The organism is Maribacter sp. BPC-D8 (genome assembly GCF_035207705.1).
Lineage (GTDB): Bacteria > Bacteroidota > Bacteroidia > Flavobacteriales > Flavobacteriaceae > Maribacter.
Genome location: NZ_CP128187.1, coordinates 1,094,011 through 1,120,085 on the forward strand (window position 1 = coordinate 1,094,011; position 26,075 = coordinate 1,120,085).

Below are 26,075 nucleotides of genomic sequence, written 5' to 3' on the forward strand. Positions count from 1 at the left end.
TTTAGTTATTATTAAAGATTGGTATTAATACGATCTCTTATTTCTTGTATGTTCGTTTGGTTTACAAACTGTCCGTCTTCATAGATCACTTTTAGCTCGCCCGTATTTTCTTGTTCAGGCGTTACCTGATCTACCAATACATATTCGCCGTCTTGTAATGCTACTTTTACCAATCCCTTTGCAGATTTTTTAATTCCGTCATCGGTAATAGGATCTTTGAAGATTTCTCTACGTTCACCATTCACCACTACAGAAGTAGCTTTCATGGCAAAACCAAAGGTATCTCTAGTATTAAATTGGTAGGTGAAAGAACCAATACCCAACACTACGTTGGTCGTTGCAAAGCCTTTATCGCTTAAACGTTGACAAATAGCTTCAGCTCTTTCCGTAGTAATACTATCACCATAAATAGCACCAATGTGGCTATCTAAGACTTTAAAACCTTGGTCGTTGACAGTTCCGCCAAAAATATCCCAAAGAAGCTCTACAACCCCTTTATCTTTCGGTGTGTTACTACCAAGAGTTTGCGTTTCGCCACAGATAATATCAACAGGATCACCGCTATCTGGTCTAATTACTAATTTACCATCTCTAGAAAGAACCTCCTCTTTAAGCTTTGGAAGATAATCGGTAAGTACTTTCCATAGATCCCACGTATCACTAACTACAGATAAAATTCCCGAAGGATATGTATCCATCAAAGCTCTAAACGTACCTATTTCATCATCTTTAGTACCAGCGCACATTACGGAATGTTCGGTAGCATTTACAGAACCGATCACAAAACCTTTAGCTTTATAATAGTGACGCAAACTGCTGATTACCGGTAAGGTATCTGACCCTAAGAATACAGATGCATGACCCATACCCGAAGAGATTGCACTTTGCAAACCGCCCATACCTCTCATAGAGAAATCGTGACCTTGAAAATCGATGAAAGCCATATTGTCTTTATCGGTTTCTATTGTCCATTTTTTGAAAATACGTTTGTAACATAAAGCGATAGAAGCCGAAGTCATCGGTTGCCATAGCATGGTAGATAGTATGGTTTCTAGAAAATTTGTAATCCAGTAGAATTTTTTATCTGTATTAACTACAGTAACCATAGGCACTCTAATAGGAACCTCTACCCCTTCTACAATCGATTTAACTTTAATAGGTAAATACTGCAGATCATGTAATTCTTCGTAATGTGTTACATCATAATCGGTACCTAAATACAGGGATAACTCTTCTTTCAATTCATTACAAACCTGAGCTTTTGGCTTAGAAAAGAAGTTGTCTTGAAAATAATCATGCAACCATTGAAAAACATATTGTTGCCCAAATGATACCACTTTATCGCACCCTTTCGGAGCATATTTATTGCTTCTTGGGGTCCAGTTAGAATATACCTCTTCTGTTCCTTTAGGGTATTGTTGGTGGTGTCCTGTTTTGTATCCGTCTGTTAGAAATAATCCGTTCATAATGTTATATTTAAAGGCTGTTTTTCAACAGTGTTTTAGCTTCTTTGATGTTGTTAAAAATAGGTGTGTTATACTTTTCGCATAACGTATGTACATAACTGCTTTTGTAAAATTCTTTCGGACAAATTACGATGAGCTTTTTTGAGTTCACATATAATCCTAATTCTACTAAAGAAATTGGAGAAAGTGCATTGGGTAGAAAATTAAGCAAAATCATATCTGATAATTGTAACGCATCTAATTCCCACTCGATATGACGCTTCATTTCTTCCGTATTAAGGTGGTCATGATTATTATTTGTTGGGTCAAAAATGGAATACATACCGAATTCGGTACTTATTTCATCTCTCCAACTACCCTCCTGCTTATGATCCATGCTACCTGCTAGAAAAATAGAACGTTGGTTCCGTTTATTTATTGGTAGTATGTCGTTAGATGTCAATATCATAAAAATTAATTTGCGTAATTATAACGCAAATATAGAATATAATTTAAGTCTACAAAGTATTATTTGTGTTTATTTTACGCAAACTATAAATTCGGAGTTTATATTTCGAAGATGATACCTTCTTTTTTAAGCTTGAAGTACCTGTTTTTATTGAACATAAAGAGATTTGCTGGTCTGCCAGATCCTTTAGAAACTTTTTCGTCTAATTCGTCTAAAACATTTAAGCCAATCATTTTCTTACGGAAATTACGCCTGTCTATATCCCTACCTAAAACGGAGCTATACAGTTTTTCAAGGTCAGAAAAAGGGAACTTCGTATCTAGCAGTTCAAACCCTATGGGTTCATATGTAATTTTAGCTTGAAGTCTTGTAATCGCAAGTTTTAGAATCTCAGCATGATCAAAAGAAAGTTCAGGCAAATTATTAATGGTAAACCACTGTGCCTCTTCCGCATCGGTTGAAGCTGAAAGTTTAAATGCGCTAGGTTTAATTAATCCGAAATATGCAACGGATACTACTCTACTTCTAGGATCTCTTTCAGGAGAACCAAAAGTGTATAATTGCTCTAGGTAATTAATTTTGATTCCCGTTTCCTCCTTCAGCTCACGCTCTACTGCTTCTTCTAATGATTCTGAGTCCAAAACGAATCCGCCAGGTATAGCCCATTTACCCTTAAAAGGCTCATATTTTCTTTTGATGAGTAAAACCGATATCGTTTCAGATTCATAACCAAAAACGACAGCATCTACAGAAAGCTTAATAGATTGTTGCATACTATGCGTATATTTTACGCTAATATATGGAATATTTAAATGATTAATCTTGAAGCTACATGAGGTACTATTTAGCAAACATTGTAAATATTGATGATTGAAGTCATATCATGTAAATCTTTAGGTACTATTCAGCTTTTACATTTTTTATGCAATCAGTACTACTATTTATGTTCTGAAAACTTTAGTTTATTATGCTAAATTATACAGTTTTCTATTAAATTTTTTAGTCATCCTGAATGCGAATTTTACGTAAAACAATAATTATCAATTTGTTATATAGTTAATTTTTGTTTTTTTGTTACAAACAAAAAGCTTGCAATGAATTTAGTTTGGTTAGGGAATCAAAATTTCTATCTTTAGAAAATTCAACCTTTAAAAATACCAAACTATTTCATCTCTAATTCAAATTAGGTTTTTCTTATTCTCAAGAGTATTGCTTTTGTTTTTGACGATAGCTTTATCTGCTTGTTCATACAATTTTTCAGAAGACAACTTTATTGAGTTAAAACTTCCTTCGGGTGAAGGTGTCTCAATCGATTTTCAGAATTTTAGTGTTGGTGATACAATTAATTCAGATAAAACCATTTACTATGAAATTGCTACAGAAGAAAATCAGTTTGGAATTTCGACTGATATTTTTGTAGGTACTAATCGGGTTGAGAACAACAAAAGAAGCAGTTCAGGACAATTTTCAATTAGACCGAATCTTTATGAAGATGGGGAGCATAACATTATAATAGTACATGAATTTAGTTCTGGAACTGGCAGTATTTCAGAACAGCAAGGTCAGGAAACCATAATTATAACCGAAACCTTTTCTTTTTATATTAATAGAAATCCTTCAACTCCTCCATCAATTACTAGTGCAGTAATTGAAAACGGTAGTATAGTTGTTCGATGGGATAATGAAATTGATTTAGATTATAAAGAGGCTTTTTTACATCTAAAATTTCCTGCATACGAAGAACTGATAGCTTTAACGCCAGAAATGTTGTTAGAAGGGGTTTATATTGATACAAAAACTATTTTATTCCCGTTGGATGGTAATCGACCTGAAGACGAAAATAGTGGCAGTGTTGAGTATTCTATTTTATTAAGTAGTGAATTTGAAGAAATTTTTGGTGCTGGAGCTACGTTGGCAAGTGATCCTGCCTGGCTAGAGGTGAAAATTTCCTTTATTGATTTTGAAAGCTTTTCGGTAACTTGGCCGCAGCACCCATTATATAACAATCTTGAATCTTATCAAATTTCGCTGTTGTATAGCTATTCTTATGACCCAGTAGTCTTTTCAGCCAGTACAATGGGTGGTACAGAAATAATAAATCAACCTTATAATTTTGGGGGAGATTACTTTGGGAATTTATTTCCTGAAACAAACTACAGTCCATATATACCTGCCTATAGATATAGTCCAATTTTGGATGAGAATACACTAGTGTCTATTCCTAACATGGTACAAGATTTTGGAAAAGAATTAATATTTAACCCCGATACAGGGAATTATTATTTTCTTGCTGTGAAAAATGGGGATAATAATTCGAAAATAATAGCCATCACAGAATTCTCCTCCGATATGCAAATGATTAGAAAAATCAATTTGTTCGAAATAGATGCTTTCTCCGATATATCAGATTTAGAATTTGTTATGGACCCAGAAAGTCATAATTTTTATTTAGATTTTGGGTATAGAACTAGTGCTTTAACGTATTTACGTCAAACTATGGAACTAGATAAATTTAGTTTATTAAATCTACGTGAATTTACAACTGAAGGTCTGTCGGGGGCGAATACATTTCAATTGAGAGGAGATATTTTAAAAACATGGGATTACCAATCTCAACTATTAACATTGACCAATGTTATTACTAATCAAGTGATATACGAAGTAGTATTGGGCGAAAATAGAAAGACTGATAACATCTACTTATCTGATAATGGTAGTTACATGATTATTAAGCAAGATTCGGAGGATATAGTTTATCAAATTACAAACAACATTGTTACTGTAAATACGGTGCTTGAAAATCGAATATATGGCTACAGTGTTGATATTTATGATAATATTCTGTATTACGGGGCTGTTGGAAATACAATTCGGGTCGTTGATCTTTTGAATAACCAAGAAGTTTCTAGTATTAGTTATGAATCTGGTGATAATAACAGGAGAATTTCTTTTGATCCTTTGTCAAATAAAATAATTCTATTACAATATGAGGATTGCTTTATTGTAGATCGAAATTCTGGAAAAATTTCAAAATTTCGATTTGATATAACAAAGGGTAATGAAGGTTATGGAAATACTTATACTATGTGGTTAACAAATAATAGATTAATTCATTCAAAAGGAATTTATGCCGATATTGAATAGATTTCTAGGGGTCATAATAACATGTGTTACTACGGTAATGTGCTTAAATCCTATCGATTTAATTGCTCAAGAATCTGGAATCAATATAGATTTCAATTTGGGTACAAACCCTACCTCCCCTTTAAGAGAGTTTCATAAGAGTTTGAAAAATCAGGTGAATTTTGAGAACTTTGATACGACGGATAATTTTTCTTACAATTATGGTTTCACTGTAGGCGTAACTATAAAGAAAATCAAATCAAGTATATTTTACGCTAATCTTGTTTCTGGTGCAAAAACTTCAGTAGCTGATTATTCTGGATATTTAAGATTGACTAATGAACTTAATGGCCATACTATCGGATACAAGTATTTTTTACCATTGAAAGAAACTCCCAAAGGAAACTTTATTGCACAATTTAAAGGCCTTGTAACATTTTCGAGTTTTGATGTAATTTCTGATTCAGATATCGTAGGTGTATCTGTTTTTGAAAGCTTAGAGTTTAAATCAACGGATTTAGGTTTAGGTGCTGGAATTCTATATGAATATCCTTTAAGTTTTATTATTCTTAGAGCGTATGTTGATTTGGATGTGTATTATGGAGGAAAAATGAAACTAAAGGAAGATAATCCTGATGGTGGTTTTTTACTAAATGATAATGGAGATAAATTAACAACCGGATGGGGTGGTTTATCTGCTGGGGTTGGAATAACTATACCTATGTAGCTATTATTTATTCATTATATCCTACCACTTAAATGCACAGCTATTCTTTGTTTATAGCACTACTCTAGCAGAACACCATTAAAGGTAAACCTGCAATGGTCATATTCAAAACCGAATTATTTAAAAATACCCTGCAAATTTTCTAACACACCCAGCGCAGCTTTTTCACCCGCAATCATAGCAGCATTTAAAGAACCGTTTAGTTGAATGTCTCCAGCTAAATAAATTGTTTCGGTCAATCGTGTTTCTGATGGCGATATTTCGTAGTGTATTTCACTCAACTTTGGTAGTGACTTTGGTATGCTGTAGTGTTTTATAAATGAAGTAGAAGTAATTCCGCAAAGTTCTCTTAATTCCTTTTGAACTTGGTCTAAAAGGGCATTACCAGATAAACCTTGATTGTCTACAACAGTAACAGAAAGCAATTCTTTACCTGCGTTTATAGCTGTTTTGAGGCTTGTGTGGTAGAAGATGTTATTGATGACAGCATCTTGTTCAGGAATTAATCCGATAAGGGGTTTTTTAATCGTTCTGTTTTCCGCCTCGAAATACAAGGTATCACAGCTTTGCCATTCAATAGCTTGATTTTTTAGATTTGGAATTAAGTTGCTCGCCTCGGTAGCTATAATAGTAAAATCACTCTCTAGTTCTTGTCCGTCAGCAAGAAGAATTTTGTTATCGCTAATAGAAGATACAGCGGTATTATATTTTATAGTGGTGCCTTTTAACTGATGTAGTAGTTGTTTCGGAATTTCTTCAATTCCGCCCTTAGGTAATGCAGCATTGCCTTCTCCGAACATTTTATAGACAAATTCGAACATTCTGCTGGAAGTATCTAGTTTGTTTTCAAGAAAAATTCCGCTAAAAAAAGGGGTAAAGAAATCGTTTATCATATTAGATGAAAAATCTAATTCTGTCAAATACGAAAGTGTCGATTGTTCTTTGTCTGAGAATATTTCATCGATTGATTTTTTCTTCAGTCTAGTATTTAATTTTAGAATTTTCAACTTATCGGCAACAGTACCAACACTGGCAAACAGCGTTGAAAATAATAACGATGCATCTCTAAGCGGATCACCGATTACTTCTTGTTTTCCATTTTTAAAAATGGAAGCTCCTGGTAGGAACGCTTGCAGTTCTAATGATTTGTAATCCAGGTATTTTTGAGCTGCCGGGTATGCGGTTAACAATACTTGAAATCCGTGATCTAATTGATACCCGTTTATAGTATCTGTTTTGACTCTACCGCCTACCCTATCGCTAGCTTCGATTAATACAGGAGAAAATCCATGTTGTTCTAGTACTGTTGCGGCTACTAAACCACTAATTCCGGCACCTATGATATGTATTTTATAATCCTGTTTATTCATTTTAAAATTTTGTTTAATTAATTTTATTTAAATATAAACAAAATTAGTATTTTTGATATTGACTAATGTAAGTAATTGGTATAAAAATATATCTTAATCATGAATTATTTAATAATAACATTTCAAATTATTGTCGGTTTAAGCATTTTAAATGTTTGGCTTATCCAAAATAAGAAACCAACCAAATGGCGTGGTGGTAAGGCAAAAACTATAATAGAAGAGTTTGAGGCGTATGGTCTATCGAAGCAGCTATGCTATATCGTCGGATTTTTTAAAGTAACATTGGCTATTTTATTACTTGTTGCTATTTGGTTTCCTGTGGTAAAACAACCGGCAGCTTTAGGTTTAGCAGCGTTCTTATTAGGTTCAATAGCAATGCACTTTAAAATAAAAGACCCTTTATTTAAATCTTTTCCGGCAGCTTTGTTTTTAGTGCTGTGTTTATGTATTGCTTTTCTATAAAAATTATAATGCAGTAAGTTGTTGGTAATAGCTTACTGCTATGAATAAATTTATAAGAGCCAAAACTAATGATGGTATAGATTCTGCTGCACTGTCTTTAATTTTTATTCTAACGGCAAATCCTAAAAGCATTAGAATCGTTAGTCCTGCTGCAGCTATGAAAAGTAGAACAGGTGAAAAGAAATATCCTATAATTAATCCTAAACCTCCTGCGAGTTGCAAGTATGCAGTGAGTACTCTTTGATTTTTCAAACCAAATCTAGCGAACTCATCTTTCATTTTTTGTGATAACAGGCATTCCATGCCATAGTACAAAAACGCACTGCTTGATAAGAATATAGCTATGTGTAGCATCTTCATTTTATTTTATACCAGAATGTTTGTATGAAGGTGAAATGAATTAAGATAACTGTTCTATCTTCTTCATCACTTCATCGGCTTCAAAAGCTTTTTGATCACTCATTTTTCTATTAGTTGTTGAAAGCGTGTGCGCTTCTTTTAATAGCTTTTCATATTGAGAACGTAATTTGTCTTTCTCTGATTTCTTTTTAAATAATCCGAACATAATTTTATTATTTTTGAAGTATGTATCTAGTAATTTCCTAGAATATAAAGATACATAATGTTTAACTATTTTTATATATAATTAAACAAAAAACTATGTATTTGAAATATCTATTAAAATTGGGATAGCCGTTAATCTACTTTGAAGAACTATAGCACATATGAACTTAAAACATAAAAATCGAAAATACTTAATTGGATTTTGACAATCTTACGGCTGCTAATTTTGTTTTAAGTAATTTAATATCAATATTTTCTAATAAGGTTATTAGGTTTGGAAATCGTGATCTGTGATAACCAAAGCGTTTATCTGTAAATTCAGAAATAGCTTTCTCTCTACTCCAGTTTTCAAATACCATTCTCGATGCAGCGACAATGGCTCCTGTTCTATCAGAACCATGCCAGCAATGAATAAGAACTGGTTTTTCTGCCTGTTGTATACTATTTAAAGCATTAAAAACATCATCAAAATCTATAGTTGACGCTTTTAATGGAATACGGTCCAATTCTAAATTAAGATCTTTTATTTTTTTTGCATCTGTTTCTTGGCGTCTGAGATTTACGATAGATTGTATCCCCATCGCTTGTAGCTCTCTCATTCCCTTTTTTGTAGGTTGTTCAGATCGATACAAATTATCATTTAGTTTATAAAAGTTATGAAAATTATTTGATGCTATTTTTTTAAAATGAGCTTCTTGATAATCATCTAAAGGCATTGAAAATGAAAATGATAAGAATGATAAAAGCGCGATATAATAGCGTTTAGATGTTAGCATATTTTGAGTTCTCAATATTATTCTAGTATAAATTATACGAATAATGATTATTGAAAGAGTTATTTTAAATAACCGTACCATTGTCTAACCAGCGTTGTAACAACCCATCATTATGAGAAATTGCTACAAGATGAAATTTAGTGAAACGTTTAAAAACGCGCGATTCTTTAAGGGTTTCCATGCATACCGAAACCGGATTAAGATAATTGGAATGAATTAAGAATAACTCGCCTTCGCGTTTTAAAAGATAGCCAACATGTCCCTCGTCAAATCCTATAAAGTAAAGACCTTCTTGGGTTAGCGTATCAATTTCGTCAAAAGCTTTTTGATGTGTGTCGTGTTCTATCTGGTTGATTACCGAGCCACAACTAATCATTTTAGCCTCATCAATTGGTGATTTTTGAGCCAATTTATATCGGTTGATATTTACACCCATATCTCGTAGTGTGGTCGAAATAAAATAGCCACATGCAATTTTACCTTCATTAGGCGTAGCTGTATGTCCGCCAAAACTCCAAGGAGTACCATACCAATGTGGTATGATTTTATCAACTAACAGATTAGCAAATTCCGTTTTAACATGGTCTAAAGAAATGGTACCTAATCTAAGATCTTCTTTTAATCGGAGACGCAGTTGTCCGGCATTTTCTTTAGTACTGGCATATGAGTCGACGATGGAATCTGATGAAGTATTAAGCAAAAGTGTTTCTTCACTAAAACTTTTAGCTTTTGCTACACTTGAAAATCTTTGACTAGTAATGTTAGTTTCTTTCACCTTGTCATTTTTAGGTGATATATCGTTCGAAAATCCTAAAGAAAGTAGAAGGGAAAAAAGAAGCATAGGCTAAAATAGATTTTGGGATTGGGCGCTATTATTAGAACGGGTTAGTTATGAGTAAATTACATATAAAAAGTTAAAGTTTTACGAAGGTTTTGGTATCGGTTAAATACTTAAGTTGACCGCCCACCATACGTCATAATCTCTTGGAACAAGAGGTCTGTAACTTTGAAATCCTTGGTCTGCTATTTTAAGTCCGTGAATTTTTCCTTTGTCATCACGCACATAGCTGATGAAAATGAACGAATGTCCGTATGGATCTAGTTTTTTAACGTCAGCACCTAGAGTAACCTCATTGTAATCTTCTTTATATCTCCATACTTGCATAAGAGCGCCGGGTTTTAATTTGCCGGACCAGATTTCTGTAGAGTCAACCAAAGTACCCATACCGGCATATGCAATAGCACCAGCATTACCTTTACCCCTATACCTTTCAGGTAGACTTTGCCAACTTTCATCTGGTTTTGAAGCGGTAACATAAAGCAGATTGAACACTTGTTTAGGGGTATATATGTTAGTAGCCATACTATCTGGTAAATCTTCGTACGGTAAATGACCATGTACCTCTTTATAGGCCTTTTCAAAACGACCTTTACTTACGGCTAAACAATGTCCACCAGGTTCTTTAATTTCACTGTTAAGATAATTTTGAACAATTTTATTGGCTACGGGACTATTATTGGGCAAATTGGTCGCTATCGCATTTTTGTCTTCTTCGGTATCGGTTTTTTTTAAAGTCAACGAATCTTTAAGGCTCGTTGTTGTACTTATTTCGGATGGTTTTAGACTGATATATGAATGATCATCAAAACCATAATTTTCAACGATAGGTTTTAGTAAAGGAGTAGTGTTATGTGTTTGTATAATTTTTGAATCGGCACTAGAAATGTTTGGGTTCTTATTTTTTATTTTGGAAGATGTACAACCCAAAAAGATAAAAACGATATATCTACTAGATTTCTTTAGCAACATTTTTAATTGGATGTGCCTCATATTACAAGTTTGTAATCACGTTTTATAAAATTGACTAGCAAAATTAGTTAGCTATTTACTGTCGTGCTTTTAAAAGCAAGCACTACTATAAAGGTAAGATAATTGCGGGCTTATTTCAAGTGGAATAATGACAAGAGAAAATAAGTAAAATTACTTACAATGCTGTAAATGACTGTTTATGTTTTTAGTATCTCTTTGCTAGATATTATCGCACAAAACAACAATGAATTTAATAATTACTACTTATTACAGAGATAAAGGGTGTAACATAAACTCGGGAAGGTAACTGCTAATTAGGAGCATATCTTGCCACGATTATTAGTTTTGAAGAAATTACCTAGCTTTGTACGTTTGATACAGAATACATAGCCAAAAGATAGGATACATGATGATACCTAAATTACATTATATAGCACAAGGAAATTCAGGGAAAGAGCTACTAGAGCATATTCAAAAGGCATGTACCTCTGGTATCGAATTGGTGCAATTAGGTGTAGCAGACATTTCAGAAAAGAAGTTTTTAAAAATAGCTACTGAAGCAAGAGAAATTACCGGGCATTATCAAACGAGGCTTCTCATTGAAAATCAGTTTAAGATTGCAAAAGATATAAAGGCAGATGGTGTCTTATTATCAAATAAGAGCATCTCCCCTACTGAAGTTCGAAAACAACTGTTCACTTGGCAAATAATCGGAGCAATAGCGAATACGGTTCAAGATTGTGAAGCATTGCTGATAAAAGAAGTTGATTATATCGGTTTAGGTCCTTTTAAACAAAGCACAAATAAAGAAGGTTTGAATCCGGAATTAGGTTTAAACGGTTTCACGCTTATTACAGAATCTTTACAGACTGAAACCCCAATTATCGCATACGGAAGTATTACTACAGAAGATGTTACCGAACTGCTGGCATCGGGAGTTTCAGGTGTTGCGGTTTCAGATGAAATCACCCAAAATTTTGATGCTATAAAAGTATTCAACCAATTACTGAAAGCGTCTTCTACTGCAGAACAGCGGTATACGTTTGAGTAAGATTTAAAGTCGTTTGTTACCAACTAATCCTCATTGATGAAAATCTTTAAGGAGTATCTTTTGGTATGGTATTTAAATCATAAATCAAAGCTAATTTATAGGCACTATCTCTAAAACCGGCAAAGCGACCAGACCCACCACTGTGTCCGTTAGAAAAATCTGTTTTTAATAACAGTACATTGTCATCGGTTTTGGTAGCCCTTAGTTTTGCAACCATTTTAGCGGGTTCCCAATACCCGACTCTTGTATCATTTAATCCTGTAAAGAACAACATATTCGGATAATTTTGAGCTTTGACATTATCATAAGGACTGTAAGATTTAATGTATTCATACTCCTTCTTATTTTTAGGATTGCCCCATTCATCAAACTCCCCAACGGTTAATGGCAAATTCTCATCTAACATCGTATTGATAACATCTACGAAAGGCACATTCAAAATAACGGTGTTAAATAATTCTGGTCGCTCATTGACTACGCCACCCATTAATAAGCCGCCTGCGCTAGCACCATCAGCTACAATATGACCTTCTTGAGCATAGTCTTCCTCAATTAAGTATTCTGCACAAGCTATAAAATCTGAAAATGAATTCTTTTTATTAAAAAGTTTACCATCTTCATACCATTCTCGACCTAAGTCATCTCCGCCTCTAACGTGTGCTATGGCATATAGATAATCATTATTGACCATATGATGTGCCGTTGGGCCACCAACGAGTTCTTGTCCCATGCCGTAAGCCCCGTACGAGGTTAAATAGACTTTATGTTTAGCATTATTACGTCTAGCGCGCCAGTTATTACTGATTAGCGTTAAGGGAATTTTTTTACCGTCTTTAGCAGTTACCCATTTTCGTTCAATTTTATATTTATAGAATGGATGTTTTATGGGTTTACTATGTTGCTTGACCAAACTTTTCTCTTTGGTCTTCATATTATAATTATAGGTAGTATAAGGCGTTTCAAAAGAACTGTAACTGAATTGCAAGCTATCGGTCTTGACATTAGGATTATAACCAATACCAATGTTGTAAAACTCTTCATCAAATTTCATGAAGTGATTTTCTTGAGTGGCCCGATTGATAATTTTAATACGTGATTGTGCATTTTCTTTTTCAGTGATAACCATATAATCATCAAACAGTTGAAAATACTCAATAAGAACGCCAGCTTGATGAGGAATTAGAACTTTCCATTTACTTTTTGAGGCATCATTTACTTCTGCTGTAACAATTTTGTAATTCAAGGCATTCTCATTAGTAAGAATATAGAACTTGTTATTATAATCTGTAGTGTGGTAAACATGATTCTTTTCACGTGGATGAATGACCTTAAATTGACCATTTGGATTATCAGTTTTTAGATACCAATTTTCAGATGAAGTACTACTACCTGTATTTAAGAAAATATAGTCTTTAGACCTAGATTTTTCAATACTAACGTTAAAGCTAGGGTCACTTTCTTCGTAAACGATTAAATCGTTTGTTGAATCAGTACCTAAAACATGACGAAGTATTTTTGATGAACGATAGGTACCATCTTCAACATTTGCATATAAAAAACTGGCATTATCTAACCAAACCATAGTACCTACTCGGTTAATAGAATCTGCTAAAAAAGTTTGATGAGTTAAATCTTTCACCTTCAGTACATATTCATCTTTACCAGTGGTGTTCTCATACACCGCAATTAGTTGGTTGTTCGGGCTCGCAGAACCAACGCCTGCATTGTAATACCCTTTATCTTTTGCTAATTCGTTTAAATTTAATAATTCTTCTTCTATCGGATCATTTTCAACTGACTTTCTGTAGTATACAGGGTACTCATCATCTTCGCTATACTTACTGTAATAGAAATAACCATTTTTTTTAGTTCTTAGAGAAGTACTATTTTCTTCAATACTTTTTACTAAATCTAGGTAAATACTACGTTGCGTTTTTTTAAGCGGAATGTTATAATTTTCGGTGTATTTGTTCTCTTTACGCAAATAATCCATAACTGGTTTATTGCTTATAGGAGCTTTAGTATCTTTTAACCAGGCATAATTGTCGGTATAATTTTCGCCGTGTATCTTGAAAATAGAGGGCTCAATTTTAGCAATTGGCTCAGGCATAGAATCGTTTCTTACATGCTTGTCATGAAATTGCCTTTCAAGACTTTTATCTAATTCCATATCTTCTCTAATCGTTGATTTTATAGTAGATATAGGGTTTTTAGCTGTGTATTCTTGCCAGAAAATGGAATCGTATTCTAGTGGAAACTCATATAATTGATTCGCTACGGTATTCGCAAAATTATCTTCTTTCGATATTTTTGTAGTGTTCTTTTCATTGATGTTAGATACATTAAATTCAGAAATCGCAGAGTAATACGTTGTGGTAATATCTGTGGTGTCTTTATAGATAAACTCATCTTCATGACGCATTTTATCTAGATAATATTGATTTCCTTTTTTCTTGTAGCTAACATCTAATTTGTAGTCAAAATGTTTGACTGCCATTTCTTCATAACTACAGAAGTATTGTTTTAATAAGTTGGGTACCGCACATTCGTAGCGAACGACTGCAAAATCATCTTGGTCAATATAAATGCGTCCTTTTAGTAACTTGTTCTTATTGGCTAAGCGCCATTGACGGTTATTGGAAGGGTTTGCTACAGCGTCTAATGCTTCTTTTGTAGTTTTAGTTTCAAAGTCAAGCACATATAACCATGTGCCATCTGCATCTTCTTCTTCAGATACTTTAAATGTGAAATCGCGATTAGCTTTGTTTCCTAAAAAGCTCTGCTGGTACTTAACTCTATTTCTTGCGAAAAGTCCTAATGGTCCGCCTTCAATATTAGCTTCAAAATCTCTGTTACTTAAATTACTGCTTGAGCGCGAATTAATAATAGCTACTTGTTCATTTTTTAAGGTTCTATGATGAAAATGAACACGATGTAATGAATTGGAATAAAAATTAAAAGAACCGTTACTGAATGAATAATCACTAGGGTTTTGGTACTCTTTCCATTTATAATTTTTGTTACTATACGGCTCTGCATAATAATCGCAAACGGCATCTGAATATTTAATGTACACTCCGTTTTCTTTCAATGTTTCTCGATAATAACCAGTTATTTTAGTAGTAGATTCTGCATAATTGGCAGGTATGTTCTTAATTACCTTTCGCAATAATGCCTTGGCACTAGGCATTTTTTTCGGAGTTACAACAACTTCCATTAACTCAAGGTTAGTAGATTCCATAGCAAAAACACCTCCGTCTTTAGCTATAAAATCTTTGATAGTAAGGTGCAAATCTTTATAACCAACATAACCCAAAGTGATATTGTAATTAGTATACTTCTCAGGAATAATTATTCTGAATCTGCCGTCTCCATCAGTCACGGTACCTAAAGCAATATCATCAATTTTTAAATAGGCATATGGTAGCGCAGTAGCATCTTTTTTATCTACAACGGTACCCATTACGGTTGTTTGCGAAAAAGATGTAATAGTTATAAATAGAAATACAATAAGAAGAAAGTTTCTGTAAAGGTTGGCTATCATTTTTTTTAATTGAATCGTAGTAAGTTTTACAAGCAATACATCTTTTATTCATGTACAAAGTGCCATTGACCGCACTAAAAGCATTATAAATAAATCAGATTAATTAAGCGTATTTTTCTTACTACTTTAAGTGTTTAGGTTTACAAATAAAAATAACGGTTGAAGTAAATGCAATCTTATTTTCATAAACTTCTGGTAAAGTTTGATGGTGGTGAAAATGATAATTATGCTTTTTTTGAAGCGGAAAAGGTTTAGTTGAATGTAGTAGTATTTTGTTTTACAGGTAGTTATGTGATAATGAATTACTGGCGCAGAAAAAATAGTAGTTTACTCCTCTCTTAACTTAGAAATTACTCTACCCACATTTTTTTCTTCAAACTTGCCCATAAACTTTAGAGCGTACATCACAATTTTAGATTTAGGCGCTTTTATAAATTCTCCAAGTCTTAAAACAGTTATGTCCATTTGCTGTATAGCTGCATTTTGCTGTTCGATACCTAAGCCCCAAAGCAGATTGGCATTATACCACGAGAGTTCTCTTGCTTTGCGTAAACTGAAGTTGATGATTTCTTCATCTGTATTTTTACCAGCAAGGTCTAAAAGAAATAGTAAAGGTGAAACGCTACTAAGTCGGTCTTGCATTTCATTAACGATATTACCAAGTATTGTATTTACGGTATTGAAATCTTTCTCAATATCAGGTATTTCTAACCCGTTCATAGCAGTACTAGCAGCTAATCCTAAATCAAGATTAATATGAGTATTTATACCCAACATGATATGCTGTAAAATGGTTAGGGTGTCATTTTTGGTATCAAAGGCAAATTGCCATGATGCACTAATGGGTTGATTGTTGATATAACCGTTATATGCATCTAGGTAGTAATTGGCGAAAGCAACATCGAAGGTTTCCATGCGAGGGTTGTCTTCAAAATTCTCTAATTGAACCTCTTTTAATATTTCAGCTGTAACCCTTCTATATAAAAAGGCAAAATACCCTATACGGTCATTATTAATTATAGCATTATCAATAATGCTGTCTAATTGATCTAGTACTTCTGATATGGTGGTTGGCCGGCTGATTTTAATTTTCGTTTTAAAGGGTAAGATTTTTAATGGACACTAAATGTAGTAATACTATTGTCAGTACAGAACTAATTTAATATGGAAAGGAGTAAAGATTTAAGCATACCTCTGAAAAATAATCTAACTTTATTCTAGCCTTATAAAAAAGCAATATATTTTTAAGGGAATTTATCAAAGTTCTTAATATCTAATTCGGCTTAAATTTACGATTATTACTGTTTTTTAAAGTGTAATATTAACATATAAAGATACTTTCAAGCCGTTCATCTGAATTAATTTCTCATAATGAGACAATGGGGTACATTTCGCCTCTCAAACCTCAAACTCAGATTAATGAAACTCGAATTAGTAATTGTAGATGACTCCCATCTTTGGTTGTCACTAGCAGAAAAGCTTGCCAAAACTCATCCATTAGTACGTAGTGTACTCACCTTTGAAGATTCTTATGATGCTTGGGTACATATACAAATTGCGAAACCACAAGTTGTAATGTCAGATATTGAAATGCCAGGTATGAACGGACTCTCTTTTCTAGAAATGTTTGCAGATCGTTTGCCATTTATATCAAGTTCTACCAAACAAGAATTTGAAGTTGTTGCCAGAGAACTTGGCTGTGTTGATTTTGTAAGTAAGCCATTTACAAAAAGTGAACTGCATAGGGCTTTAGATTTAGTTTATTATAAGATTTATGGAAAGAAAGTAAGTGCATAATACTACATTATAACTCAGTAATAATTTAAAAGAAACTTAACCCCAAACATCTTAAGATATGGGTAAATTATATACATAAACATCAGATTGGTTATATTTACTTTTTAGGTAAATAATTGTACTTCATAACAAACACATAACCATGACCCCCGATAAAGATATTTTTAGTAGCCGAGAAGGCAGATGGGATTTTGTAATCGCAATAGTCGTAATCGCAATATTCTCTGCATTCATTTACATGTATATGTTTAATAAAGAGGAAGATAGTTCAGTATCTACCACAGATGTTGATACTGTAGATGAAGCACCACTACCCGATTCTTATCATTCTGAAGGTCGCGAATACGTATACTCTAATTCAGATGTTTATGAACCTATAACTATACCGGTAAAAGATGCATACGACCATAATAAAAGTACAGCAGTTGTAATTTCTGATACTACACTTACTGTTTCTGATTTTGAAGAAGAAATAAATGTTGACTTAGAGGAAGAGATCACAACTGAAGTTCAAAGTATATCTAAAGGTGCATCCGACGAAAGCACATCCGAAGAAATTATAGCAGACATAGAAAATCCTGTTATTGAAAAAAAGGAAACTAAAACTCCAGTAGCCAAGAAAGTCGAGCAGCTACCGGAAACTACCAAAACGGCACCAGTAGCTACTACGAATTCTTCTTTAAATTGTATTGCGATGGTAGGTGTTTTTAAAGACCCTAATAATAAAAATACAATAATAGAAAAGCTTAAAACATTGGGCTATACCCATGATGAAGGCGCATATCCAAAAGGTCTAATCTATGTTGGGGTTCCTGTTGACTGTGGTAATGAAGCCAAAAGAAAGCAACTTATACTAGAATTAAACGAAGCATTCGGTATTGATTCTTGGGTTAAAAAACGTTAGGTTATCTCGTCTATTTTAAGGCAAATCATAATCTAAATTAGAATAAATACTCAAAGCACCAATAACAATATCATTTGGTTTCTAATAGTAAATATGTCATTAATTGATAGCGAGCAACAATTGCTCCTAAATCTTCAAATACGTATTAATTATTTATGCGTAATTAGAGGGTAAATCTTTAAAAGTTTATTTACAGAAATTAACTTTTTTTAAGATTTAGCAGAAAGATTTATAGACTACATTTGCCGCCTTAAAAATTATTATCAAGAATCTCAAAAAAGGAGATAGCAACCTGCAATAACAAGCAAGGTGCTAAATAGATAAGCCATTAATTGGAACAAATGTTAACACATGATTCTTCTAATTTATAGCTATTTCCTTTTTTTGAAAATGAAGAAAGAGAAATGGAAAGTACTAAAAAGATTATCCCAAAATTTTCAGCTTTAATACCCTTGTTCGTATTTGTATTTACGTTTTTAGGCGTAGGTATATATCAAAACGATTTCTATGCACTGCCCGCTCCTATAGCAGTAATTGTGGGTATAATTGTGGCATTTATTTTATTTAGACAAACTATTTCAGCTAAAATCGATACGCTGTTAAGAGGTTGTGGCGATGATAAGATATTGACCATGTGCCTTATTTATTTGTTAGCAGGTGCTTTTGCTGCTATTACAAACGAAACGGGCAGTGTCAATGCTATTGTAAACCTTGGTTTAGATGTTATAGCAATTCAATATATATACGTTGGCATCTTTATTATTGCAGGGTTTTTATCGGTATCTACTGGCACTTCAGTTGGTGCTATTGTTGCATTAGCGCCTATTGTAATAGGCTTTGCAGATGAAAGCAGTGCAGACCTTGCAATTTTATGTGGTGCCTTGTTGGGTGGTAGTATGTTTGGCGATAATTTATCTGTTATCTCAGATACTACAATTGCTGCAACTCAGTCTTTGGGATGTAAAATGAGCGATAAATTTAAACAGAACATCAAAATAGCGGTTCCCGCAGCTTTATTCACCATAGCTATTTTAGTATTTCAGGGATTAGGATTGGAGTCCGACGTTGCTGAAACCACAGTTTACAATTATTCCATTATAAAAATAATGCCATATGTATTGGTTATTATTCTTTCGATAGTGGGAGTTAATGTGTTTGTAACCTTGTTGTTAGGTACAATTGCGGCAGGTATATTAGGAATTGCTTACGGAGATTTCACATTAATAGAATCTACTAAAATCGCTTATACCGGTTTCACCAATATGACCGAAATATTTCTGTTGTCACTATTGACAGGTGGTTTAGCTGCTTTGGTTGAGAGAAATGGAGGCATCGAATTTATATTGGTCAATATTAAAAAACTCATTAAAAATAAGAAGTCTGCACAGTTTGGTATTGCCACATTGGTAAGTACTATTAATATGGCCATAGCAAATAATACGGTGTCCATTATTATTGCCGGACCAATTGCTAAAACAATCAATGACGAGTATCATTTAGATAATAAAAAGACAGCGTCGATCTTAGATATTTTTGCCTGCATTTTTCAAGGCTTACTCCCTTACGGAGCACAAGTTTTAATGATTTTAAGCTTTTCAAGAGGTAAAATCGATTATCTAGATTTGGTGAGTAATACGTGGTATTTACTGCTTTTGTTTATTTATACTTTACTGTTTATTGGGCTAAAGTCCCAAAAAAATGATTGATGTTAAACAAAAAACGAATTTATAATTCCCAATAAATTGCAATTAAGTTTGCTTTATGGGTCTTGTATTGCTTAATTAACAATACACAGGGCAAAATCAAGCATAAATTTCAAACAGAGTGTTAAAGAATACCCATAGATATAAGAATTTTCCTTAAAAAAGTAACTTTGATAGACTAATTAAAGAAGCACACTCAAAATCTTATTATAATTCATGTAATTATCATGCAAAGTTTTGGTAGTCAAGGCTTAAGAATTTTGAGTTTTACTTTAGCAAATAGTATTTTTTAATCAATTATCAAATTTTAAATTATTTATTATGAAACACTTAATCGCTGTATGTGCAGCTGTTTTATTTAGCACGATATCTTACGGACAATTGCAGGTTTCTGCAAGTTCAGGATTGGCAATTGGTAGTGCAACCATGAAATTAGGAGAACGCGTTAATGCTTCTAACACCGAGAACTCATATGGTAGTTATGGAGAAGGTATCAATTTTCAAATTAGAGGTACTTACTTCTTTGACGATTCTTTTGGTGCAGATTTAAGTATAGGATATTTAAAAGGAACAGATCAAGATGTGTCGATAGTTAATTTACCAAGTACAGAAGTTAATGCCGTAGCAAGAGCACGTGCTTTTGGTGCTTCAGCATCTGTAGTATATAAGTTTACTAATAATATCTACGGTCGTTTTGGGGCGTTATTGAAATTAGGCGGAAAAACTGAGGGAGTTATCTATCAGAAATCTGTTTTCTCTGAAGCTGAGGCACAAGGCTTGGGCTTACCGAACGGTTCGTATTCTGAAACAAATTATAAGGAAGATTTTCACGGACATTTTCCTTTAGGTTTCGTAGGTGCATTTGGGTATAAGTATGACTTAGATTCTAATTTCAGTCTTTTTGCTGAAGTAGAATATTACGGAATCAGTTTAAAGCGTAAAGATTCTGAAATAGCTGAGTTTAATACAGATGTTAAACTACCTGATGGTACAGTTGCGGTTAGCGGATTATATACTATTGATAATTTACCAGAGGGTATAAACAAGACTACAACCTATGTAGATGAATTATCGAATACAAATACAGATACTTCTAGAGAGTTATCTCAAAAAGTACCTTATTCTTCTTTCGGTATTAACTTTGGTATTACGTACAAATTTGCACGTTCTATAAAAGAATAAATGTAAAGGTTTAGTCCTTTTACTAGTAAAGAAAAATCCCTATGAAACTTTTGGTTTTATAGGGATTTTTTAACTCTAGAAGTAAAGGTTTTAAACAAGCTGCTAAAGAATTGAAGGTATTTAAAACCTAACTGTAAGATTGAAAATGAGCGACCTACGCTCAGAAAATGTTTAGTTAGTTTTCAAAAAATAAAAACGTATCTTGTTAATTATTATGCATGCATAATAAAAAATCAACTAAAAAGTAACGTGTAATGACCAAGTACAAGCATATTTTTGAGCCTTTAGATTTAGGATTTACCACCCTTAAGAATCGAATTTTAATGGGTTCGATGCATACCGGATTAGAAGAGGAAAAAAATGGTATAGATAAAATAGCCGCTTATTATGCCGAAAGAGCAAAAGGCGGAGTCGGATTAATAGTAACTGGCGGAATAGCGCCCAACGTACAAGGTTGGACAGGTCCTTTCTCTGCACGTATGAGTACTAAAAAACATGCGGAACATCATAAGGTCATTACTGATGCCGTGCATAAAGAAGGTGGTAAAATTTGTATGCAAATACTACATGCCGGTCGGTATGGGTATCATCCTTTTGCAGTTGCGCCATCTGCTATAAAATCTCCCATCTCCCCTTTCAAACCATTTAAGCTCAATCAATCTGGAATTAATCGTACCATTCGTGATTTTGTAAATTCTGCTAATCTTTCAAAATTAGCGGGTTATGATGGCGTAGAAATCATGGGTTCTGAAGGTTATTTAATAAATCAATTCATTGCAGAAAGAACAAATAAACGTACCGATAATTATGGCGGTAGCTATGAGAATAGAATGCGTTTACCTATAGAATTAGTAAAGCAAACGCGTGAAGCGGTTGGTGAGGAGTTTATTATTATCTATCGCTTATCAATGTTAGATTTGGTAGAAAAAGGAAGCACTTGGCAAGAAGTGGTTGCCTTAGGTAAAGAAATAGAAAAAGCTGGTGCCACCATTATAAATACAGGAATTGGCTGGCATGAAGCACGCATACCAACAATTGCAACGTCGGTACCTAGAGCTGCATTTACTTGGGTGACCAAAAAGATGAAAGAAGAATTAACGATTCCGTTAGTTACCTCTAACAGAATAAATATGCCCGAAACTGCTGAGCAAGTTTTAGCAGAAGGTCATGCCGATATGATTTCTATGGCTCGCCCATTTTTGGCAGATCCAGAGTGGGTCAATAAGGCTGAAGCTGACAAGGCAGATGAGATAAATACGTGTATTGGTTGTAATCAAGCCTGTTTAGATCATGTTTTTCAACGTAAGGTTGCTAGTTGTTTGGTGAATCCGCGGGCATGTCATGAAACAGAACTGAATTATAACCCAACAGAAACAAAGAAAAGAATAGCCGTTGTAGGTGCTGGTCCGGCAGGTTTGGCAGCATCAACGGTAGCAGCACAACGTGGGCATGATGTTACACTTTTTGATGGTGAAAAAGAAACAGGCGGACAATTTAACCTAGCAAAGCAAATACCTGGTAAAGAAGAGTTCTATGAAACCATTCGCTATTTTAATAAACAATTAGAACTGCATAATGTAACTGTAAAGTTGAATACAAGAGTAACTGCAGAAGACTTGCAAAATGGTAATTTTGATGAAGTTATTGTAGCTACGGGAATACAACCAAGAACTCCGAAAATTGAGGGTGTTGACCATCCAAAAGTCCTGAATTATATTGATGTATTAAAGTTGAAAAAACCTGTGGGTAAACGCGTTGCAGTTATCGGCGCTGGCGGGATCGGTTTCGATGTCTCAGAATATTTAGCCCATGAAGGGGAAAGCACCGCTTTAAATATTGATGCTTGGCTTAAAGAATGGGGAATAGATAAGACTTTAGAAGCTCGTAGTGGTATTGAGAATATGCAGGCGGAAATACACCCTTCGCCGAGAGAGATTTTTATGTTCAAGCGAAGCAAAGGTAAATTTGGAGGCAATCTTGGTAAAACCACTGGTTGGATCCATCGTTCTACGTTGAAAAAGAAAAATGTACAATTTATTAATGAAGTGCAGTATACTAAGATAGATGATGAAGGTTTACATTATACCAAAAATGACGAGCAAAAAGTACTTGAAGTAGATAATGTTGTTATCTGTGCAGGACAAGTACCATTTAAAGAACTGTTAGAACCATTGCAAGCAAAAGGTATAAAAGTACATGTAATAGGTGGTGCAGATGTTGCTGCCGAATTAGATGCTAAACGAGCTATAAATCAGGCGTGTAGATTAGCCGCCGAAATTTAATATTATAAAAACATATAAAGTGGTTATCTTAAAATGAATTAATCTTCAAGAGGTATAAACGCACCGTTTTCATACCTCAGTTTTAGAATTTTACCGGTAGAATCCATGAATCCCGAAGGGGAATCTAAGTCTCCGTCAATATAATTCTCAACTAGCTCATGGTATGCTATTTCTTTTGTTTCGGGGTTGTATTGAGGTATCAACTCATCGTGACCCCTACTTATTTCATAGAAAAATTTATCATCACCATTAAAGCATCCAGAACAATCTTTTAACACACCGTCGGTATAACTCAGTAATCTGAACATATAAAACTCTTTACCGCTACCGTGTGTACTATAAGCTTTTGCTAGGTATTTGTTGTTATCGATAAGATGTATTTGATAGTGGTAAACTTCTGTATTATCTGTAATATAATGATCCTCGGTTTTAGTTGTTAAAAAGCCAACAGCCAATTCATTATTTACTTTGTATTGATACATAGAGTTATAGACGTGCCAGGTACCACCATTAAATTCATCCCAAGAAAATATCTTTAGTTTATCATCTTCTGAAGATATGATCCTAATGTATTCTGATAACGAATCGTATTTGACATTTAAAAAAGATTCCTTTCTAAGTGTTTCAGCCAATGTGTTTTGAAATCGTATTAAAATGGTATCTCTAGCTTCCCCATATTTACCACCGTAGTCATGTCTATTATCACTAAACTTTTTATATATAGATGTCAAATGATTATCTATAGAAGCGGTATCAACCATTTGTTGAGAATGTGTGGTAGTACTACATCCTATTAATATAAAAAAGCTGAGTATAAAAATAGATTTGTTCATTTCTTCAGAAGGGCTAAATGTGCTACTATATTAAGCAAAAATTAGCACATTGGTGAGAACTGTTAATTAACGACTTGCAACCCTTTTAAAAACAAGTTTTTAAAAGGGTTGTTTATTATTACCTAGTGTCAAGATTATTATCAAATTTAATAGTCTTTAAAGTTTTCTAATCTTTGGCAGCATAGTTTCGTTCTTTTCCTGGTAGTCTTCCATATTAGAAAGAATTGTATTCAAAAGTACGAGCACATCTTCCATGTACGGACCTTTATTTACCATTACACATTCCGAATTTAGGGCCGTAACCACATCGGTAATCTCTGATCGTGATGGTAGCCCGTTTTTCGCGAGGTTCTCCAAAACTTGTGTCGCCCAAATTACAGGCACGTGAGCTGATCCGCATATAGATAAAACTTCATGTTGCACTTGCCCAATATCTTGCCAACCTGTTTCTACAGCTAGATCACCGCGTGCAATCATTACCCCAACATCTCTTATTTGCATGGCTTCTTGCAGAATTTCCTCAAGATTATCGAAAGCAAATTTTGTTTCTATTTTTAAGATGACTCCGATAGTATCAAATACACCCAGTCTTCTAAATTCAGATAGCAGCTCGCTCACATCTTTTTTAGAGTTTACAAAAGAGAAATTGACAATATCTGCATGCTTAGCAACAAACTCAAGGTCTTCTATATCTTTAAGGGTGAGTCCGCCAGTTCCTAAATTAGTATTGGGGAAATTCATTCCTTTTTCCGCCTTTAATTTAGCACCCTTCTCTATAGCTCTAGTGATTAGGACTTCAAAATTTTCTTTGGATACAGATTGTATTGTTCCTTCAATTTTACCATCATCAAATAACACTAAATCACCTTGGTTCACTTTTTCGAATATATCGGCAAATTGACATGGAATATGAGCTTTTTCAATAACCTCTCCGGTCTCATTTACGATAGCAGAACTCCCTAAAATATTCTCTTCTGTTACGACTAAAACATCACCTTTATGGAGTAGTACCGCCTTTTGAATTTCAGGTAAAGTACCTATGGTTCCTTCTTTATTTAATTTCTTACACTCTAAAAGCATACCGCTTTTAAAAATAATCCGCTTTTTAGACCTTACAATAATTCCGTTTTCAGAAGCGCTAATTACCTTTAATTTTCTAGATTTATTCTTAGCATCAATTAAGCTAAGTTTATCATCTACAGCAAGTTGGTCTAACCAATCTGCTTCAATAGGTATGGCATTCTCTGGTATGATTTTAGCAGTACTAGAAACCAATTCAATAGCAACAGGTTTTATAACATAACCCTCATCATCTTTCTCAGGTTTAAATTTTACGATTCTACCACCTGGTTTAACATTACCCGTTCTAATTTTAGGTCCGGCTAAATCCATCGCAATTTTAACTGATGTCTTAAATTCCTCAGAAGCTTCTTTTATATTTTTAATAATTGCGAGCCAAACCTCAGGTGTATCATGCGCACAATTAATTCTTGCACAGTTCATACCATTTTGAACCATTGTACTTACAAATTCTTTATCGTAAGCGGCATGAGAAGGCATGGTAACCATAATACGAACTCTACGACCCTTTGAAGGAGAACCTAAAAGTGCTTCTGTATTTGACTTTAAAAGAGCTTTACTCTTTTTAGTAGATAATTCTATTTTCTTAAAATCTGCTGGTTTACCATCTTTTAAACGGTATAACAGATATAATACTTTTACCAAACTATCTTCAACATGACCTTGAGCATTCGCAAAGCGCGTCATACCTAAATCACCTAATTTTCTTTGACTTACCCTAAAATCTGATTTTCTAAACCTTTTATAATGCACAAGATTTACCGCACTCATTTTATGAAGAGGATGTATCTTTTTCAAAGTATGAGCTGTCTTTTTCTCTTCTTTCTTTATTTTTCGCAATACAGCTTCCACTTCTTTGATTAGGCTATTTATCTTTTTATGATTGATATTCATAGGTGCTTTTGTAAAAGGATTGTCTTTGCGGGCAAGGTATTGAAGACTACTTTTTTAAA

The 26,075-nt window shown here is 33.7% G+C and carries 22 protein-coding genes and 1 riboswitch; of the genes, 9 read left to right on the forward strand and 13 right to left on the reverse strand.

What is annotated here, in order from left to right; genetic code table 11:
* Nucleotides 1-11: 11 nt before the first annotated feature.
* The 3 genes from QSV08_RS04920 to QSV08_RS04930 all read right to left on the reverse strand — a co-directional run bounded on the left by QSV08_RS04920 (nucleotide 12) and on the right by QSV08_RS04930 (nucleotide 2,687).
* On the reverse strand, nucleotides 12-1,466 hold the full coding sequence (locus QSV08_RS04920) for a nicotinate phosphoribosyltransferase (protein WP_324027101.1): 1,455 nt from the start codon (nucleotides 1,464-1,466) through the stop codon (nucleotides 12-14).
* A 10-nt stretch (nucleotides 1,467-1,476) separates the two neighbouring features.
* Nucleotides 1,477-1,914 (reverse strand): nucleoside 2-deoxyribosyltransferase domain-containing protein, encoded by a 438-nt coding sequence (locus QSV08_RS04925; protein WP_324027103.1) that lies wholly within the window; start codon nucleotides 1,912-1,914, stop codon nucleotides 1,477-1,479.
* A gap of 98 nt (nucleotides 1,915-2,012) precedes the next feature.
* Nucleotides 2,013-2,687, reverse strand: a complete 675-nt coding sequence (locus QSV08_RS04930; RefSeq protein ID WP_324027105.1) for an NUDIX hydrolase — start codon at nucleotides 2,685-2,687, stop codon at nucleotides 2,013-2,015.
* A gap of 442 nt (nucleotides 2,688-3,129) precedes the next feature.
* Between QSV08_RS04930 and QSV08_RS04935 the strand changes: the two genes are divergently transcribed.
* On the forward strand, nucleotides 3,130-5,058 hold the full coding sequence (locus QSV08_RS04935) for a hypothetical protein (protein ID WP_324027107.1): 1,929 nt from the start codon (nucleotides 3,130-3,132) through the stop codon (nucleotides 5,056-5,058).
* Nucleotides 5,042-5,764 carry a hypothetical protein gene (locus QSV08_RS04940; RefSeq protein ID WP_324027109.1) on the forward strand — a complete coding sequence of 241 codons (723 nt, stop codon included), beginning with the start codon at nucleotides 5,042-5,044 and terminating at the stop codon, nucleotides 5,762-5,764. Before QSV08_RS04935 ends, QSV08_RS04940 begins: the two co-directional genes overlap by 17 nt.
* A gap of 116 nt (nucleotides 5,765-5,880) precedes the next feature.
* Here QSV08_RS04940 and QSV08_RS04945 read toward each other — a convergent pair whose 3' ends face one another.
* The gene (locus tag QSV08_RS04945) at nucleotides 5,881-7,134 is read right to left on the reverse strand and encodes an NAD(P)/FAD-dependent oxidoreductase (protein ID WP_324027111.1); all 1,254 of its coding nucleotides are present in this window, start codon (nucleotides 7,132-7,134) and stop codon (nucleotides 5,881-5,883) included.
* A gap of 99 nt (nucleotides 7,135-7,233) precedes the next feature.
* On the opposite strand from QSV08_RS04945, the gene QSV08_RS04950 reads away from it, so the two are divergent.
* Nucleotides 7,234-7,596 (forward strand): DoxX family protein, encoded by a 363-nt coding sequence (locus QSV08_RS04950; protein ID WP_324027112.1) that lies wholly within the window; start codon nucleotides 7,234-7,236, stop codon nucleotides 7,594-7,596.
* A gap of 3 nt (nucleotides 7,597-7,599) precedes the next feature.
* Here QSV08_RS04950 and QSV08_RS04955 read toward each other — a convergent pair whose 3' ends face one another.
* The 5 genes from QSV08_RS04955 to QSV08_RS04975 form a co-directional block, all read right to left on the reverse strand.
* The gene (locus tag QSV08_RS04955) at nucleotides 7,600-7,956 is read right to left on the reverse strand and encodes a DoxX family protein (RefSeq protein WP_324027114.1); all 357 of its coding nucleotides are present in this window, start codon (nucleotides 7,954-7,956) and stop codon (nucleotides 7,600-7,602) included.
* Between the two features lie 40 nt (nucleotides 7,957-7,996).
* Nucleotides 7,997-8,161: a Lacal_2735 family protein gene (locus tag QSV08_RS04960; protein ID WP_324027116.1), complete on the reverse strand. Its 165-nt coding sequence runs from the start codon at nucleotides 8,159-8,161 to the stop codon at nucleotides 7,997-7,999.
* A 190-nt stretch (nucleotides 8,162-8,351) separates the two neighbouring features.
* Nucleotides 8,352-8,936: a dual specificity protein phosphatase family protein gene (locus QSV08_RS04965; protein WP_324027118.1), complete on the reverse strand. Its 585-nt coding sequence runs from the start codon at nucleotides 8,934-8,936 to the stop codon at nucleotides 8,352-8,354.
* A 64-nt stretch (nucleotides 8,937-9,000) separates the two neighbouring features.
* Complete coding sequence (locus QSV08_RS04970; protein ID WP_324027120.1) at nucleotides 9,001-9,777, reverse strand: hypothetical protein; 777 nt, start codon at nucleotides 9,775-9,777, stop codon at nucleotides 9,001-9,003.
* Nucleotides 9,778-9,879: 102 nt separating this feature from the next.
* Nucleotides 9,880-10,746 (reverse strand): hypothetical protein, encoded by an 867-nt coding sequence (locus tag QSV08_RS04975; protein WP_324027122.1) that lies wholly within the window; start codon nucleotides 10,744-10,746, stop codon nucleotides 9,880-9,882.
* Nucleotides 10,747-11,152: 406 nt separating this feature from the next.
* Between QSV08_RS04975 and QSV08_RS04980 the strand changes: the two genes are divergently transcribed.
* Entirely contained in the window at nucleotides 11,153-11,797 is a 645-nt protein-coding gene (locus tag QSV08_RS04980; RefSeq protein WP_324027123.1) for a thiamine phosphate synthase, read from the forward strand.
* 46 nt (nucleotides 11,798-11,843) lie between these two features.
* On the opposite strand, the gene QSV08_RS04985 is transcribed toward QSV08_RS04980, so the two are convergent.
* Together QSV08_RS04985 and QSV08_RS04990 are read right to left on the reverse strand one after the other, a co-directional pair.
* Entirely contained in the window at nucleotides 11,844-15,341 is a 3,498-nt protein-coding gene (locus QSV08_RS04985; RefSeq protein WP_324027124.1) for a prolyl oligopeptidase family serine peptidase, read from the reverse strand.
* A 327-nt stretch (nucleotides 15,342-15,668) separates the two neighbouring features.
* The gene (locus tag QSV08_RS04990) at nucleotides 15,669-16,451 is read right to left on the reverse strand and encodes a DUF5995 family protein (RefSeq protein WP_324028352.1); all 783 of its coding nucleotides are present in this window, start codon (nucleotides 16,449-16,451) and stop codon (nucleotides 15,669-15,671) included.
* Between the two features lie 309 nt (nucleotides 16,452-16,760).
* Here QSV08_RS04990 and QSV08_RS04995 point away from each other — a divergent pair, with 309 nt between their 5' ends.
* The 5 genes from QSV08_RS04995 to QSV08_RS05015 all read left to right on the forward strand — a co-directional run bounded on the left by QSV08_RS04995 (nucleotide 16,761) and on the right by QSV08_RS05015 (nucleotide 23,209).
* A complete protein-coding gene (locus QSV08_RS04995) occupies nucleotides 16,761-17,138 on the forward strand; it encodes a response regulator (RefSeq protein WP_073244466.1) in 378 nt (125 codons plus the stop codon).
* A gap of 142 nt (nucleotides 17,139-17,280) precedes the next feature.
* The gene (locus tag QSV08_RS05000; RefSeq protein ID WP_324027127.1) at nucleotides 17,281-18,042 is read left to right on the forward strand and encodes an SPOR domain-containing protein; all 762 of its coding nucleotides are present in this window, start codon (nucleotides 17,281-17,283) and stop codon (nucleotides 18,040-18,042) included.
* Nucleotides 18,043-18,297: 255 nt separating this feature from the next.
* A riboswitch (SAM-I-IV-variant riboswitch) is annotated at nucleotides 18,298-18,394 on the forward strand.
* A 52-nt stretch (nucleotides 18,395-18,446) separates the two neighbouring features.
* Complete coding sequence (locus QSV08_RS05005; RefSeq protein ID WP_324027129.1) at nucleotides 18,447-19,748, forward strand: Na+/H+ antiporter NhaC family protein; 1,302 nt, start codon at nucleotides 18,447-18,449, stop codon at nucleotides 19,746-19,748.
* Nucleotides 19,749-20,066: 318 nt separating this feature from the next.
* Nucleotides 20,067-20,927 (forward strand): hypothetical protein, encoded by an 861-nt coding sequence (locus QSV08_RS05010; RefSeq protein ID WP_324027131.1) that lies wholly within the window; start codon nucleotides 20,067-20,069, stop codon nucleotides 20,925-20,927.
* A gap of 254 nt (nucleotides 20,928-21,181) precedes the next feature.
* Entirely contained in the window at nucleotides 21,182-23,209 is a 2,028-nt protein-coding gene (locus QSV08_RS05015) for an NADPH-dependent 2,4-dienoyl-CoA reductase (RefSeq protein ID WP_324027133.1), read from the forward strand.
* Nucleotides 23,210-23,247: 38 nt separating this feature from the next.
* Here the strand turns inward: QSV08_RS05015 and QSV08_RS05020 are convergent, their stop codons facing one another.
* Both QSV08_RS05020 and QSV08_RS05025 read right to left on the reverse strand, forming a co-directional pair.
* On the reverse strand, nucleotides 23,248-24,042 hold the full coding sequence (locus QSV08_RS05020) for a hypothetical protein (protein WP_324027135.1): 795 nt from the start codon (nucleotides 24,040-24,042) through the stop codon (nucleotides 23,248-23,250).
* Nucleotides 24,043-24,198: 156 nt separating this feature from the next.
* On the reverse strand, nucleotides 24,199-26,016 hold the full coding sequence (locus QSV08_RS05025; RefSeq protein WP_324027137.1) for a pyruvate kinase: 1,818 nt from the start codon (nucleotides 26,014-26,016) through the stop codon (nucleotides 24,199-24,201).
* Between the last annotated feature and the right edge of the window lie 59 nt (nucleotides 26,017-26,075).